The sequence below is a fragment of the Serratia sp. CY47280 genome, assembly GCF_052168655.1.
Lineage (GTDB): Bacteria > Pseudomonadota > Gammaproteobacteria > Enterobacterales > Enterobacteriaceae > Serratia > Serratia bockelmannii.
The window spans coordinates 1,064,380-1,077,659 of the sequence record NZ_JBJNMG010000001.1 but is presented as its reverse complement, the minus strand read 5'-3'; the positions used below and the strand labels follow the sequence as shown (position 1 = coordinate 1,077,659).

At 58.5% G+C, this 13,280-nt stretch carries 16 protein-coding genes; 10 read left to right on the top strand and 6 right to left on the bottom strand.

What is annotated here, in order from left to right; all coding sequences use genetic code 11:
• Nucleotides 1–320 precede the first annotated feature (320 nt).
• Together ACJ8J4_RS05245 and ACJ8J4_RS05240 are read left to right on the top strand one after the other, a co-directional pair.
• Nucleotides 321–1,322, top strand: coding sequence for a glycosyltransferase (locus tag ACJ8J4_RS05245; RefSeq protein ID WP_442516028.1), 1,002 nt, complete (start codon nucleotides 321–323; stop codon nucleotides 1,320–1,322).
• 70 nt (nucleotides 1,323–1,392) lie between these two features.
• Nucleotides 1,393–1,632: a YoaH family protein gene (locus ACJ8J4_RS05240; RefSeq protein WP_025303152.1), complete on the top strand. Its 240-nt coding sequence runs from the start codon at nucleotides 1,393–1,395 to the stop codon at nucleotides 1,630–1,632.
• 34 nt (nucleotides 1,633–1,666) lie between these two features.
• Here the strand turns inward: ACJ8J4_RS05240 and purT are convergent, their stop codons facing one another.
• Nucleotides 1,667–2,845 (bottom strand): formate-dependent phosphoribosylglycinamide formyltransferase, encoded by a 1,179-nt coding sequence (purT, locus tag ACJ8J4_RS05235; RefSeq protein ID WP_148123510.1) that lies wholly within the window; start codon nucleotides 2,843–2,845, stop codon nucleotides 1,667–1,669.
• 246 nt (nucleotides 2,846–3,091) lie between these two features.
• Here purT and cspE point away from each other — a divergent pair, with 246 nt between their 5' ends.
• From cspE to yebF, 5 genes are all read left to right on the top strand, one after another.
• The gene (gene cspE / locus ACJ8J4_RS05230; protein ID WP_004927572.1) at nucleotides 3,092–3,301 is read left to right on the top strand and encodes a transcription antiterminator/RNA stability regulator CspE; all 210 of its coding nucleotides are present in this window, start codon (nucleotides 3,092–3,094) and stop codon (nucleotides 3,299–3,301) included.
• Between the two features lie 147 nt (nucleotides 3,302–3,448).
• A complete protein-coding gene (dbpA, locus tag ACJ8J4_RS05225; protein ID WP_043143580.1) occupies nucleotides 3,449–4,831 on the top strand; it encodes an ATP-dependent RNA helicase DbpA in 1,383 nt (460 codons plus the stop codon).
• 88 nt (nucleotides 4,832–4,919) lie between these two features.
• Nucleotides 4,920–5,243, top strand: coding sequence for a YebG family protein (locus ACJ8J4_RS05220; protein WP_025303149.1), 324 nt, complete (start codon nucleotides 4,920–4,922; stop codon nucleotides 5,241–5,243).
• A gap of 39 nt (nucleotides 5,244–5,282) precedes the next feature.
• Nucleotides 5,283–5,591, top strand: coding sequence for a N(4)-acetylcytidine aminohydrolase (gene yqfB, locus ACJ8J4_RS05215; protein WP_004927562.1), 309 nt, complete (start codon nucleotides 5,283–5,285; stop codon nucleotides 5,589–5,591).
• Between the two features lie 70 nt (nucleotides 5,592–5,661).
• Complete coding sequence (gene yebF / locus ACJ8J4_RS05210) at nucleotides 5,662–6,021, top strand: protein YebF (protein ID WP_193402280.1); 360 nt, start codon at nucleotides 5,662–5,664, stop codon at nucleotides 6,019–6,021.
• A 57-nt stretch (nucleotides 6,022–6,078) separates the two neighbouring features.
• Here the strand turns inward: yebF and ACJ8J4_RS05205 are convergent, their stop codons facing one another.
• The 5 genes from ACJ8J4_RS05205 to mdtH form a co-directional block, all read right to left on the bottom strand.
• The gene (locus ACJ8J4_RS05205) at nucleotides 6,079–6,642 is read right to left on the bottom strand and encodes a lipoprotein (RefSeq protein ID WP_025303147.1); all 564 of its coding nucleotides are present in this window, start codon (nucleotides 6,640–6,642) and stop codon (nucleotides 6,079–6,081) included.
• A 152-nt stretch (nucleotides 6,643–6,794) separates the two neighbouring features.
• Nucleotides 6,795–8,435: an ABC1 kinase family protein gene (locus ACJ8J4_RS05200; RefSeq protein ID WP_089195965.1), complete on the bottom strand. Its 1,641-nt coding sequence runs from the start codon at nucleotides 8,433–8,435 to the stop codon at nucleotides 6,795–6,797.
• Between the two features lie 34 nt (nucleotides 8,436–8,469).
• A complete protein-coding gene (gene grxB, locus ACJ8J4_RS05195; protein WP_043143590.1) occupies nucleotides 8,470–9,117 on the bottom strand; it encodes a glutaredoxin 2 in 648 nt (215 codons plus the stop codon).
• A 127-nt stretch (nucleotides 9,118–9,244) separates the two neighbouring features.
• On the bottom strand, nucleotides 9,245–9,493 hold the full coding sequence (locus ACJ8J4_RS05190; protein ID WP_043143592.1) for a hypothetical protein: 249 nt from the start codon (nucleotides 9,491–9,493) through the stop codon (nucleotides 9,245–9,247).
• 73 nt (nucleotides 9,494–9,566) lie between these two features.
• The gene (gene mdtH, locus ACJ8J4_RS05185) at nucleotides 9,567–10,772 is read right to left on the bottom strand and encodes a multidrug efflux MFS transporter MdtH (RefSeq protein ID WP_025303143.1); all 1,206 of its coding nucleotides are present in this window, start codon (nucleotides 10,770–10,772) and stop codon (nucleotides 9,567–9,569) included.
• 345 nt (nucleotides 10,773–11,117) lie between these two features.
• Between mdtH and rimJ the strand changes: the two genes are divergently transcribed.
• From rimJ to ACJ8J4_RS05170, 3 genes are read left to right on the top strand one after another with little or no spacing between them, the layout of a single operon-like run.
• Nucleotides 11,118–11,702, top strand: a complete 585-nt coding sequence (gene rimJ / locus ACJ8J4_RS05180; RefSeq protein WP_025303142.1) for a ribosomal protein S5-alanine N-acetyltransferase — start codon at nucleotides 11,118–11,120, stop codon at nucleotides 11,700–11,702.
• 9 nt (nucleotides 11,703–11,711) lie between these two features.
• Nucleotides 11,712–12,359: a YceH family protein gene (locus ACJ8J4_RS05175; protein WP_025303141.1), complete on the top strand. Its 648-nt coding sequence runs from the start codon at nucleotides 11,712–11,714 to the stop codon at nucleotides 12,357–12,359.
• Nucleotides 12,352–13,272, top strand: a complete 921-nt coding sequence (locus ACJ8J4_RS05170; protein WP_197836173.1) for a Gfo/Idh/MocA family protein — start codon at nucleotides 12,352–12,354, stop codon at nucleotides 13,270–13,272. The genes ACJ8J4_RS05175 and ACJ8J4_RS05170 overlap by 8 nt, the downstream gene beginning before the upstream one ends.
• Nucleotides 13,273–13,280: the final 8 nt, after the last annotated feature.

Genomic DNA, 13,280 nt, shown 5'->3' with positions numbered 1-13,280 from the left:
ATTCATCGAGGGCGCAAGACCCGAGAAATATAAAAAAGGTTCGTTAATTTCATACTTTTATTGTTGCTTGCTGTTATTAAGCTGGCGATGCGAAACGGTTTTGCCTGTGTTTTTTCATGGTGGCCGTCTTGTGAAAGTTATCCCTTGTTGTGGAACGCTTTTCTTGTCGAAAGCATGAAAAGACAAACAAGATTAATCTTATTTAGCCTGCGGCGGAAATGTGAAGGTTCGCGTTTTATTTCGCTCGTGCGCTGAAGCGGTTTCTATTTTTTAAAAAAATAAAATTATCATTTTGTTACATTATTATTGAAGAGCTACCTATGTCGTTAATGCTGAGCGTCATCGTCCCGATGCACAATGCGGGGGAGTTATTGGAGCCGTTCCTGGTCTCGCTGCTGGCCCAGCGCGAGCAACGGTTGGAGGTGATCATCGTCAACGATGGTTCCACCGACGGTTCGGGAGAGATTGCGCACCGTTACGCGGCGGTGCATCCGAATATTCGCGTGATCGATCAAGCCAATGCCGGCGTTTCTAATGCACGTAATGCCGGGCTCGCCGTTGCCCGAGGTAAATATGTGGCGTTTCCGGACGCCGACGATTTATTGGCGCCCGAGATGTATTCCACGCTGTTGGAACAGGCAGAACGACACCAATTAGACGTGATGCAATGTAATGGTGAACGCTATTTTACCAGCCAAGACGAATTACAGCCGATTTTTCCCGAGGCGCGTTTACGCACTACCGACGTTATCACTGGCGTTCAGTGGTTCGAACGTGCATTGAAGTCGCGAAAGTTTATTCATGTTGTATGGCTGGCAATATATCGCCTCGATTATATTCGCCAGCATCGGCTTTATTTTGAGCCGGGGTTGCATCACCAGGATATTCCCTGGACGACGGAAGTCATGTTTAATGCCAAACGGGTCAAATATTTAAGCACGCCGCTGTACCGGCAACGGGTGCACGACAAGTCGATCAGTAACCGTCGTCGCACCGGCAAAGCGAACGTAGAGTATCAGCGTCACTATATGAAAATCGTCGAAATGCTGGAGCGGCTCAACCGGCGCTATGCGGGCACTGTCGCCATTCGTCCCGCTTTCCATTGGCAAATCACCCGTGAGGCGTTGGGCATTTGTCACAGTATCCGTCGTGAGCCGGATCCGGCCGCCCAGAGTCAGATTACCGAAGAGTTCTATCAGCGCGGCATCGACAGAGCGATGTTCGCCAATACGCGCGGCCTGAAGCAGGGGTGGCATGTCATGCTGTGGCGGCATCGCCTGAAGCAGTGGCGCAGCGATAACGGCTGTTCGCAACCGGCCTGAGCCACAAGACGTTGGGATCCGTCGCGTTAGCGCGTATACTCGCTCTCCCTTTTGCCGGAGAGAACGACACATGCATGCAGGTATGCCATTACTGAGCCACGCGGAGCAGCAGGAAGCGGCGGATCGCATCCATCAGCTGATGGAACAGGGCATGAGCAGCGGTGAGGCCATTGCTCGCGTTGCGCAGGAAATTCGTGAGCAGCATCAGGGCGCTCAGGTTGCGGTGCTGTTCGATGACGAAGACGAGCAGCAGGATGCCGCACCGGAGGCGTCGCGGGATGACGATGCTGAAGAAGACGAAGACTATTGATGTTATCGGGGCCGCGCAAGCGGCCCCGTCAGTTTTAGCGGTTGACCGCCACGGCGGCGGCGGCCTGTTTCGCCAGTTCCACCGCGAGTTCCGTGGTGTCCGCCGTCGCCAGCGCTACGCCCAGGCGGCGCTGGCCGGCGATTTCCGGCTTGCCGAACAGACGCAGCTGGTTGTGCCCGCGCAGCGCGTTTTCCAATCCGCTGAAGCGCACATCGGTGCTGGTGAGCTGTGGCAGGATCACCGCCGAAGCGGAAGGGCCGAACTGGCGGATAGCGCCGATCGGCAAACCGAGAAACGCGCGCACGTGCAGGGCGAACTCAGACAGATCCTGTGAAATCATTGTGACCATGCCGGTATCGTGCGGGCGTGGCGACACTTCGCTGAAGATCACGTCGTCGCCGCAGACGAACAGTTCCACGCCGAACAGGCCGAAGCCACCCAGGGCTTTCACCACCTTCTCCGCGATAGCCTGAGCACGGCTCAGCGCCGTAGCCGACATACGCTGAGGCTGCCAGGATTCGCGATAATCTCCGTCTTCCTGACGGTGCCCGATCGGCTCGCAGAAATGCACGCCGTCCACGGCGCTGATGGTCAGCAGCGTAATTTCAAAATCAAATCTTACCAGCCCTTCGACGATCACCCGGCCACCGCCGGCACGGCCGCCCTGTTGGGCGTAATCCCAGGCGCTTTGCAGCTGTTCGGGCGTGCGGATCAGGCTCTGGCCTTTGCCGGAAGAGCTCATCACCGGTTTGACGATGCACGGGTAGCCGATATGCTCAACCGCCTGGCGGAAGGCGATTTCACTGTCGGCAAAGCGGTAGCTGGAGGTGGGCAGAGCGAGCTCTTCCGCCGCCAGACGGCGGATGCCTTCACGGTTCATCGTCAGGCGGGTGGCTTCGGCACAGGGCACCACGCGGTGGCCCTGGCGTTCAAGCTCGACCAGCATGGCAGTGGCGATCGCTTCGATTTCGGGAACGATATAGTCAGGCCGCTCTTGTTCGATAACGGCTTTCAGCGCGTCACCATCCAGCATATTGATGACGTGGCTGCGGTGCGCCACATGCATGGCGGGGGCGTCGGGATAGCGATCGACGGCGATCACTTCCAGACCGAGGCGCTGGCATTCAATGGCGACTTCTTTACCCAGCTCCCCGGAGCCGAGCAACATAACGCGGGTGGCGGAAGGGCGCAGGGCGGTTCCAATCGTTAACATAGTGTCGTACCTGGATCGGTGAAAGTAAGCGGATTGATGATCGGCGGGCAGTATATACGAAAACGATTGCGTTCACAGCCGCTGCGCCAGGTTTGTTGCTAACTGACTGTTTTTATAACAAACAGAAATATTTGCCCTGCATGAGCGATTATGCGTTAATAACCGACGGCGAAAGAAGGCCTACATATCACAGGGTTTTCGCGTCTCGTGCCGTTAAGGCAGGTTTATCAAGTAAAGGAAACACAAATGAGCAAGATCACTGGTCACGTTAAATGGTTCAACGAAAGCAAAGGTTTCGGCTTCATCACGCCTGCCGACGGTTCTAAAGACGTTTTCGTTCATTTTTCCGCTATCGTTAGCGATGGGTTCAAAACCCTGGCTGAAGGCCAGCAGGTTGAATTCTCCATCCAGGACAGCCAACGTGGCCCTGCTGCAGCCAACGTCGTTGCGATTTAACGACTGCGTTGCCAAGAAACCCGCCGCCGGCGGGTTTTTTTATGCCCGCACCCCGTAACGCCGCCCATCTCTGTTATCATTTACCCCTGATTCGGCGCCAACCTGCGGGCGCGCCGCCATTCCATTCGTCATATAAGAGTTATCGCCGTGAGCACAGTTTCTTTTTCTTCCCTGCCGCTGCCAGCCGAACAGTTGGCCAACCTCAACGAACTGGGGTACGCCGAAATGACGCCGGTACAGGCCGCCGCGTTGCCCGCCATCCTGCAAGGGCGGGACGTGCGCGCCAAGGCGAAAACCGGCAGCGGTAAAACGGCGGCCTTCGGCATTGGTCTGCTGAACAGTATCGTCGTCGGTCAGGTCGCCACGCAGGCGCTGGTGCTCTGTCCCACCCGCGAGCTGGCCGATCAGGTGAGCAAAGAGCTGCGCCGCCTGGCGCGTTTCACGCAAAACATCAAGATCCTGACGCTGTGCGGCGGTCAGCCGATGGGGCCGCAGCTCGATTCGCTGGTGCATGCGCCGCACATCGTGGTGGGGACGCCGGGCCGTATCCAGGAACACCTGCGCAAGAAAACGCTGCAGTTGGACGAGCTGAAGGTGCTGGTGCTGGATGAGGCCGATCGCATGCTGGACATGGGGTTCGCCGACGACATCGACGATGTGATCAGCTATACGCCGCCGCAACGTCAGACGCTGCTGTTTTCCGCCACGTACCCGGCAGGTATCGAGCGCATCAGCGCGCGCGTTCAACGCCAGCCGCTGAGCGTCGAGGTGGACGATGGAGAAGCGCAGGCCTCCATCGAACAACGCTTTTATGAGACTACGCGCGATCAGCGCCCGGCGCTCCTGGTGTCGGCTATTCGCTATCATCAACCCGCGTCCTGCGTGGTGTTCTGCAATACCAAACGCGATTGTCAGACGGTGCTTGAGGCCCTGGAGGCCCGCGGCATCAGCGCGCTGGCGCTGCATGGCGATCTGGAACAGCGCGACCGCGACCAGGTGTTGGTGCGTTTCGCCAACCGCAGTTGCCGGGTATTGGTGGCGACCGACGTTGCCGCACGCGGGCTGGATATTAAAGAGCTGGAGCTGGTGGTCAACTACGAGCTGGCGTTCGATCCCGAAGTGCATGTGCACCGTATTGGCCGTACCGGCCGCGCCGGCATGAGCGGGTTGGCGATCAGCCTGTGCACGCCGCAGGAAATGGCGCGTGCGCACGCGATTGAAGACTATCTGCAGATGAGCGTCGACTGGTCGCCGGTGTCCGAGCTGAGCGGGGCGGCCAACGGCTCGCTGGAGGCGGAGATGGTGACGCTGTGCATCGACGGCGGCCGCAAGGCGAAGATCCGTCCCGGCGATATTCTCGGGGCGCTGACCGGTGATGCCGGGCTGACGGCGGCGGAAGTGGGCAAGATTGACATGTTCCCAGTGCATGCCTATGTCGCAATCCGCAAAGCCAGCGCGCGCAAGGCGCTGCAACAGTTGCAGCAGGGCAAAATCAAAGGCAAAAGCTGCAAGGTGCGGCTGCTGAAATAAGCCGAAGGCGGGCGGCGGTTTGCCTTCCCGCCACGATCTATTTATACTGTACATAATTACAGTAATTTGAGTTTTTGAGGACGCACGCATGGCGGTTGAAGTTAAATATGTGGTGGTGAGAAACGGTGAGGAAAAAATGACTTTCGCGAGCAAGAAAGAAGCCGACGCCTACGACAAAATGCTGGATCTGGCGGACAATCTCGGGGAGTGGCTGCAGCAGGCACCGCTGACTCTGGATGACGAACAGCGCGAAGGCTTGAGCTTCTTCCTGGCGGAGAATAAGGACGCGCTGGGTCTGATTTTGCGTGGCGCTTCGCCGGCGGAAACCCTCAAAAAACCGGCGGAAAGCAAAGCGAAAAAAGCGACATCTAACCCAAAAGAGGGATCTGCGTCAGAAAAGCAAGCAGCATAATGACTTATGTTGCGGTGTTGTGATGAAAAAGGATCTAAAATGAGCCGTGAAATAACTTTCTTCAGCCGCTTTGAGCAAGACATTCTGGCCGGGCGTAAAACCATCACCATTCGGGATGCCAGTGAGTCGCACTTCGAACCGGGCGAGGTATTGCGCGTAAGCCGCAATGAAGACGGCGTCTTTTTCTGTTTTATCGAAGTGCTGTCGGTAACGCCGGTGCGCCTGGATGCGCTGACCGAACGCCACGCACAGCAGGAAAACATGTCGCTCGGCGAACTGAAGCAGGTGATCAAGGAAATCTATCCGGGCCTGGATGCGCTGTTTGTCATCGAGTTCGTCAAACGGTAACTCTTTGCCGAAACCCTGTTGTGAGCCAGGGATGGGCGCCCGGATAGCGCTAATCACAACGGGAGGACATATGAAAAAAATGGGTTTGGCTATCGCCTTGTTGGCCATGATGGGAGCATCAACCGCGGTGTGGGCGCAGGATCAAGAGCAACGTACCGCCAAGGTGGGGCAGTGTGCAGGCCTGCAGCCGGCGGATATCGCCGCCCAGGTCAAGCGCGACTTCTTGCAGAACCGCATCACGCGTTGGGAGGCGGACAAAAAACTGCTGGGCACCGCAACCCCGATCGCCTGGGTGAGCCCGGATGCCATTACCGGCAAGGATCAGGTGTGGCAGGTACCGTTAACGGTGCGTGGCACCAAGGCAGATAAAACCTACAACGTGACGCTCAACTGCAACACCGGCGAAATCGCCTACAGCGTCCCGCAGTAACGCTTTCCCGGCAGTAAAAAGCCCGCCGAGCGGCGGGCTTGATGTTATCAGGCAGCGTCAGTCGCTGAACGGGATCACCAATTCACCCGGTTTCACTTCCAACCCTTTCGCCAGTTTTTTCGCCAGCGCTTCGGTTTTGCTGTTGTCAGGATTCAGCACATAAGCCGGCTTTTGGTCGAAGTAGGATTTCAGCGACTGGTTCAGATACGGCGTCAGCGCTTTCATTACCGTCTGCATTTTTTCCGGCTGCACGCTGTAATCAGTCAGCTCCATGTCCTTCAGGAAAATGGCGCCCTGCGCCCGGTCGTAAACCGGCTGCGCCTTCAGCGTCAGCTTCAGATCCGCGGTCTGCGGGCCGAGAATCGACGTGATATTGACCTTGGCGTCGCCGGAAAGGGTAACTTTACCCGGTTCGCTGCGGCCGATTTGGCTTTGCAGCTGAGTCAGCACGATATTGGCGTCCACCAAGCCGGGCACGCCGATCTGCTTCTGATAGTCGTTGTGTTTCTGCAGGTAATCATTCACTTCCTGCTCGCTCAGGGTGTACTGGGTCAGTTGATTGCAACCGGCCAATACGCCGGCGAACAGCAGGGCGGCTGCGCCCATCAGGATCTTCTTCATTAATGCCTCATTGCGACTGCTGGCGAAAAGTGCTGCAGATAATTGATTAATCATTATAAACGTTCCGCCTGCGCGTGAAAACGACAGGCGGCGATGTGCAAAGGATAGTGCGCGCAAAAGCGGGTGAGACCTATCGGATAACGCCGAAAGCATCAGCGCCGCAATCGTAGCGCCAAGAGAATTACGCCGGCCACGCAGGCCGCGCTCCCCAACAGCGGGAACAGCGGGATGCCCCACAGCCGCAGCGAAGAATGCATCAGATAAGGCGCCAGGCCCAGAGCAAAAGCGGCGGTGACGATGGCGATAGCCAGCGTGACGGCGGCGCGTTCCAGCGCTTTGCTCAATTGGCCGAGGTTCTTGACGTTGATCTCGGCATTGAGCTGCCCCCGCTTCAGGCGACGTACCAACAACCGCAGGGTTTGCGGCAGCTCCTCTCCGGCGTCGAGCGCTTCCCCGCCCAGGGCCAACAACCGCTGGCGCACGGCGTCGGGGGCATAGCGCTGCAGCACCGTTTGTTGCAGCATCGGCTTGAGCGTGGCGACGATGTCGAAGGCCGGATCCAATCGGTGCAGTACGCCGTCGGCGGTGATTAACGCCTTGAACAGCAGCACCAGATCGGGCGGCAGCGCCAGCTGGTGTTCACGCGCCATCACCAGCAGGTCGGTCAAGGCTTTACCCAGCGTCAGGGTGGCGGCGGCCTGTTTGTCGAGAAAGTTTTGCGCCGCCAACTCCAGATCCAGCAGGTCCAACGGTTCGCTGTCCGACCAGGCGATCAGCGTGTTAACGATGCCTTCGGATTGGCGATCGGCGATGGCCTGCAGCAGCAGGAGCAACTGGTTGCGCCGCCGCTCGGACAGCTGGCCCACCATACCGAAGTCGATAAAACCGACGCGGTCACCGCTCAGCGCCATAACGTTGCCGGGGTGGGGATCGGCGTGATACAGCCGATGCTCCAGCACCATGCTCATAAAGGCGCGGGCGCCGCGTTGTGCCAGCAGCGGGCCGTCAAAGCCTGCCGCCGCCAATTGCTGAGGGTTCTCCGGCGCGGTACCGGGCAAGTATTCCTGCACTAACAGACGCGGAGACGACCATTGCCAATAGATTTTCGGCACGACCACGTCGGGTTCTCGTGCAAACATCTTGGCGACGCGATCGCAGTTATGCCCTTCGTGAGTCAAATCCAGCTCGTGATTGAGCGCCGTCGCCAGCGCTCGGACCATCTGCCGCGGCCGATAGCGTGCCAGCGTGGGGCTCTGCTGCTCCACGGTTTCCGCCAGCGAGGCCAGCAGCCGTAGATCGGCGTGGATGGTTTTCGCCAGGCCGGGCCGCAGCACTTTCACCACCACCTGTTCGCCACTGTGCAAGCGGGCGCGGTAGATTTGCGCCATCGACGCTGCCGCCAGCGGCGTGCGATCGAACTCGGCAAACAGGTGCTCGGGCTCGCCCCCCAGATCGGCAACGATCTGCGGCGCCAGTGTCTCCCATGGCAATACCGCCGCTTGGCTGTGCAGGCGATCCAGTTCGTCGGTCCAGGCCGGATCCAGGAGGTCAGAACGCGTGGCCAGGATCTGACCGAATTTGACGAAGGTGGGGCCCAGCGCCTCGAGCGCCTCCCGCAGCCGTTCAGGTAGGGTCTGTGCGTCCTGCAGGGCGGGCTCGCCGCGGACACCGCGCAGCAATGCCCCCAGGCCCAGCAAGCGCAGAACGTCTTGCAGACCATAACGAATCAGAACGGAGGTAATTTCCTTCAGCCGCGCCCGATCGCGAGCGGTGGCGAGCACCATTTTCAACATCAGTACGCCATGTCCTTTTTGTGACTCTCGAACGTTATTGTTCCATATCCAGTAGCAACGGCACCTCGCTGCGCTGCGCCATGCGGTTGCGGTAGGCTTCCACGTTATCCGGCAGCGCAACCCCGGCGACGATCGACAACGAACGTAGCAGCGGGAACAGGTGAATGTCGTCCTCGGACAGCTCGCCGTTCACCGCGTCAGCGGAGACGATCAGCGGTGACAGGGTTTGCAGATCGGCCTCCAACTGGGCGATCAGATCGGCGCTGTTGGCGAGATGTTCGGCGAAATCTCCGATTGACGCCTGTTTTTTATCGATAAAGTACTGGCGGGCACTGGCGGTGGCAAACTCTTCGAAATCGGCATGCGCAATACGCGGCAGCAGCAATTTTGCGCTGTAACCGCCGACCCGCTGCAGCCATTCGGCGATAGCCGGGTTGGTGCGGACGGTCAGGACCGGCTTGCCGTCCAACCCATCGACATAGCGTACGATATCCAGGCTTTCCGGCATCGCTTCACCGTTGTCTTTAATCAGAATCGGCACCATTTTTTTGCCGATCAGGTTGAACGGGGTCGTCTCATCGTCGTTGAGCAACGTGACCAGGCGAATCGGCAAACGTTTCAGGCCGAAAATCATGCGGGCTTTAACGCAGAATGGGCAATGATCGTAAATGAACAGTTTCATGCTTGCTCCGGGTTGTCAGGTTTTAACAGCAATAGTTACCACAGCTTATCGAGGCTGTCTTGACGTGCGTGTGTTGGATGGTGCGTTATTGCGATATTGCCCGCGCACCGGCACGGGCTAGAGGGCGTTATTTCTTGGCCGGTACCGAGTTGAGCACATCGATCAGGTGAATGCGAGCTTCTTCGAGGTCGATTCTGTCACGTTCGTTGGCGGCGGTGACGACCTGCAGCTGCTTGATAATATCGTCCTTCAGGCCGGCGTCGCTGGCGAGGATGTGGGCCAGTGCTTTTTCCACCAGGGTGGAACGCGCATAAATCATGCGCAAGTTCAGTATCATATGTTCGAGTAGTTGCGGTAATTTTGCTTCTTCGCTCATGCCGACGGGCTCCTGTGGGTGTTTTTACTAACAGGATAGCAGCTGTTGCCGATTCGGCCGGATTTCTATGGCGTTAACCGCCGCGCAGCATCATCGGGGCGCTGCGTCGTGGGCTGAACTGCCAGTACAGCGCCAGCAGCGTAGCGAAGCCTACTGCCCCAAGCAGCAACCAGGGCAGCTCCGGCATGTTCATCGTGCGTCCGGTATCGTACATCCAGCCGCCGCCGGTGTAACCCAACGCGCCACCCAGCGCCAGGCCAAGGCGACTGAAGCCCATATAGCTGCCGCGCGCACGCGGATCCGCCAGCGAAGCGCTTAGCGTTTCGCGCGCCGGCTCGGCGATAATCGATCCCAGATAGAAGCAGCAGATCAGTGTGAACACTCCCTGCAGGCTGGTGGCGAGGCCAATCGGCAGCAGGCTGAGCGTCATCAGCAACAGGCCCGCCATCAGGCGTTGCTCAAGCCGGAAGTGTTTTTCTCCCCAACGCGCCAGCGGATAGAGCAGCGACAATGACAGCGCCGCTTCAATCGCATACATCCATTTTACTGCCGCCGGTGAACCGGCGATTTCGTTGACCACGATCGGCAGCATCAGCATCACCTGTACCGCCAGCATATAGTAACCGGTCAGCGTCAGGACATAGGTGAGGAAGCGGCGATCGCGCAGTACCCGCAACATGCCTTCCTTCATCGGTATACGCACGGTAGAGATGCGGTAAGCCGGCAGTAGCCAGGCGTTCCAGCCGGCGGCGAGCACGAAGATCGCCGCCCCAACCCAGCAGACAAAGTGGAAATCGTACTGCAGCAGCCAACTGCCGATCAGCGCGCCGACCACCGCCCCCGCGCTGTCCTGCATCATCAGCAGCGAGAAAAAACGGCCGCGTTCATGCGGGCGGGTCAACTTGATTACCAAAGCGGTGCGCGGCGGATCGAATAACGTGCCGCCGAGGGCGGACAGCGCGCAGGAGAACCACAGGATCCAAGGCTCATCCGCCATCGCCATGGTAGCGAAACCGGCGGCGCGCAGCAGCATGCCGGTGACGATCATCGGCTTGGCGCCGAAGCGATCGGCGATGGCGCCGCCAAAGATGCCGAGCCCTTGTTGCAGCAGCTGACGCAAACCCAGCGCGATGCCGACGATCAGCGCCGCCCACCCTAATTGATCGACAAAGCGGATCGAAATAAGCGGGAACACGACAAAGAAGCCTAAAACCACCAGCAGGTTGTCGAGCAACAGAAAATATTTACCCAAGCTGCGCGCTTGCGACACCAGAGACATGCATCACCATGAGCAATTAAGAGAGAGGGGAAGGCAACCCCACCATTCTCTACCCAATTGCCGGACGGCGACAGGGGCGGAGTAGATAATATTTTTTTATCGTCAAGGTGTTACCTGCGCTGCAAAATGGGCGGAAAAACGCCGTAAAACGCGTATTCGGCGATTTACTGAGCGACCGGGATTTTACCTCGGGGGCGGGCTACGGTTATATTGAATGCAGGGAAGTGCGGTTCTGAGGCGCTATTGGCTAAATAAAGTCATGGCATTAGATCGGCGCCGGATAATTAACCATGCGACTTCCCAATAAATACTTCTTATCGAACCGTTTTGACTGCGGGGGAAATGATGTTCGGCTACCGCTCTGCATCGCCAAAAGTACGTCTTACTACCGACCGGATGGTGGTCCGTTTAGTGCATGAACGGGACGCCTATCGTCTGGCGGACTATTATGCCGAGAACCGGACCTTTCTCAAACCCTGGGAGCCGGTGCGCGATGAAAGCCACTGTTATCCGTCCGGCTGGCAGGCGCGCCTGGGGATGATCGCTGAAATGCAAAAGCAGGGCAGCGCCTACTATTTTATCCTGCTCGATCCGGAAGAGCAGGAAGTGCGCGGCGTGGCGAACTTCAGTAACGTGTTGCGCGGTTCGTTTCACGCCTGTTTCCTCGGCTATTCGCTGGGGGAGAAATGGCAGGGGCAAGGGCTGATGTTCGAAGCCTTGCAGTCCGCTATCCGCTATATGCTGCGCCAACAGCGCATGCACCGCATCATGGCCAACTATATGCCGCACAACCAGCGCAGCGGCGCATTGCTGACGCGTCTGGGATTTGAACGCGAAGGTTACGCCAAGGATTACCTGCTGATCGATGGCCAGTGGCAAGACCACGTTTTGACGGCATACACCAATAAAGAGTGGCTCCCCCCACGTTGAGGCCAAACGATGAAATATGAATTGAACGCCAAAGAGGCCCGGGTCATCGGCTGCCTGTTGGAAAAACAGGTGACGACGCCGGACCAATACCCGCTTTCGCTTAACGCCATTACCCTGGCCTGTAACCAAAAGACCAACCGCGAGCCGGTGATGGATCTGAGCGAGAGTGAGGTGCAGCAACTCCTCGATCTGTTGCTGCGCAAACATTTCCTGCGCACCCTCAGCGGATTCGGCAATCGGGTAGTGAAATACGAGCAGCGGTTTTGCAATTCCGAGTTTGGCCAGCTGAAACTTTCACCCGCCGAACTGGCGGTGATCGCCACTTTATTGCTGCGCGGTGCGCAAACACCGGGCGAGCTACGCACCCGCACCAATCGGATGCACGAGTTCAGCGATGTCAGCGAGGTCGAGCAGGTGCTGCAACAGCTGGCCACGCGGGAAGATGGCCCGTTCGTGGTGCGCCTGGCTCGTGAGCCGGGCAAGCGCGAAAGCCGGTTCATGCATCTGTTCAGCGGCCAGATTGATGAAGCGCCGCCGGCGGCGTTCGAATCCGAGGAAGACAGCGAACTGAGCGCCAGGGTCAGCGCATTGGAAAACGAAGTGGCGGAGCTGAAACGGCAGCTGCAACACCTGTTGGCGAGGGATGCGAATGACTAAATTACGAGTAGGCGTGGTGGGATTGGGCAGTATCGCGCAGAAGGCTTACCTGCCAATCCTCGGCCAAGCGGCGGATTGGACGCTGGTGGGCGGTTTTTCGCCCAATCAGCAAAAAGCGCAGCCGCTGTGCGACAGCTACCGCATGGCCTGTTTCTCCCGGCTGAACAGCCTGGCCGAACAGTGCGACGCCGTATTTGTCCACAGCAGCACCGCCAGCCATTTTTCGGTCATTGGCGAGCTGCTAAACCGCGGCGTGCACGTTTACGTCGATAAGCCGCTGGCGGAAACGCTGGAGCAGGGCGAGCAGCTGCTCGAGTTGGCCGAGCGGCGAGGCAAAACGCTGATGGTGGGGTTCAACCGCCGTTTCGCGCCGCTTTACCGGCAGCTCAAGCTGGAAATGAACCAGCCGGCCTCTATCCGTATGGATAAACATCGGGCGGACAGCGTCGGTCCGCACGATCTGCGTTTTACCCTATTGGATGATTACCTGCACGTGGTAGACACTGCGCTGTGGCTGGCGGGCGGACGCGAGCAACTGTTGAGCGGCAGCTTACGGGCCAACGCCGCAGGCGAAATGCTGTACGCCGAGCACCACTTCGCCTGCGGCGACACGCAGGTGACGACCAGTATGCATCGCCGCGGCGGCAGCCAGCGCGAAAGCGTGCAGGCGGTGACCGACGGCGCGCTGTATCAGTTGACCGATATGCGTCACTGGCTGCGTGAAGATGTACAGGGTGAGTTGGAACAGCCGGTGCCGGGTTGGCAAAGCACGCTGGTGCAACGCGGCTTCGACGGGGCGGTACGGCATTTCCTTGATGCCGTCGCCAACCAGAGCGCGCCGGAAACCGGCGGCGAACAGGCGCTGGTCGCCCAGCGGGTGGTCGAGCGTTTGCTGCGGGATAACTCTATGTAACATATGGC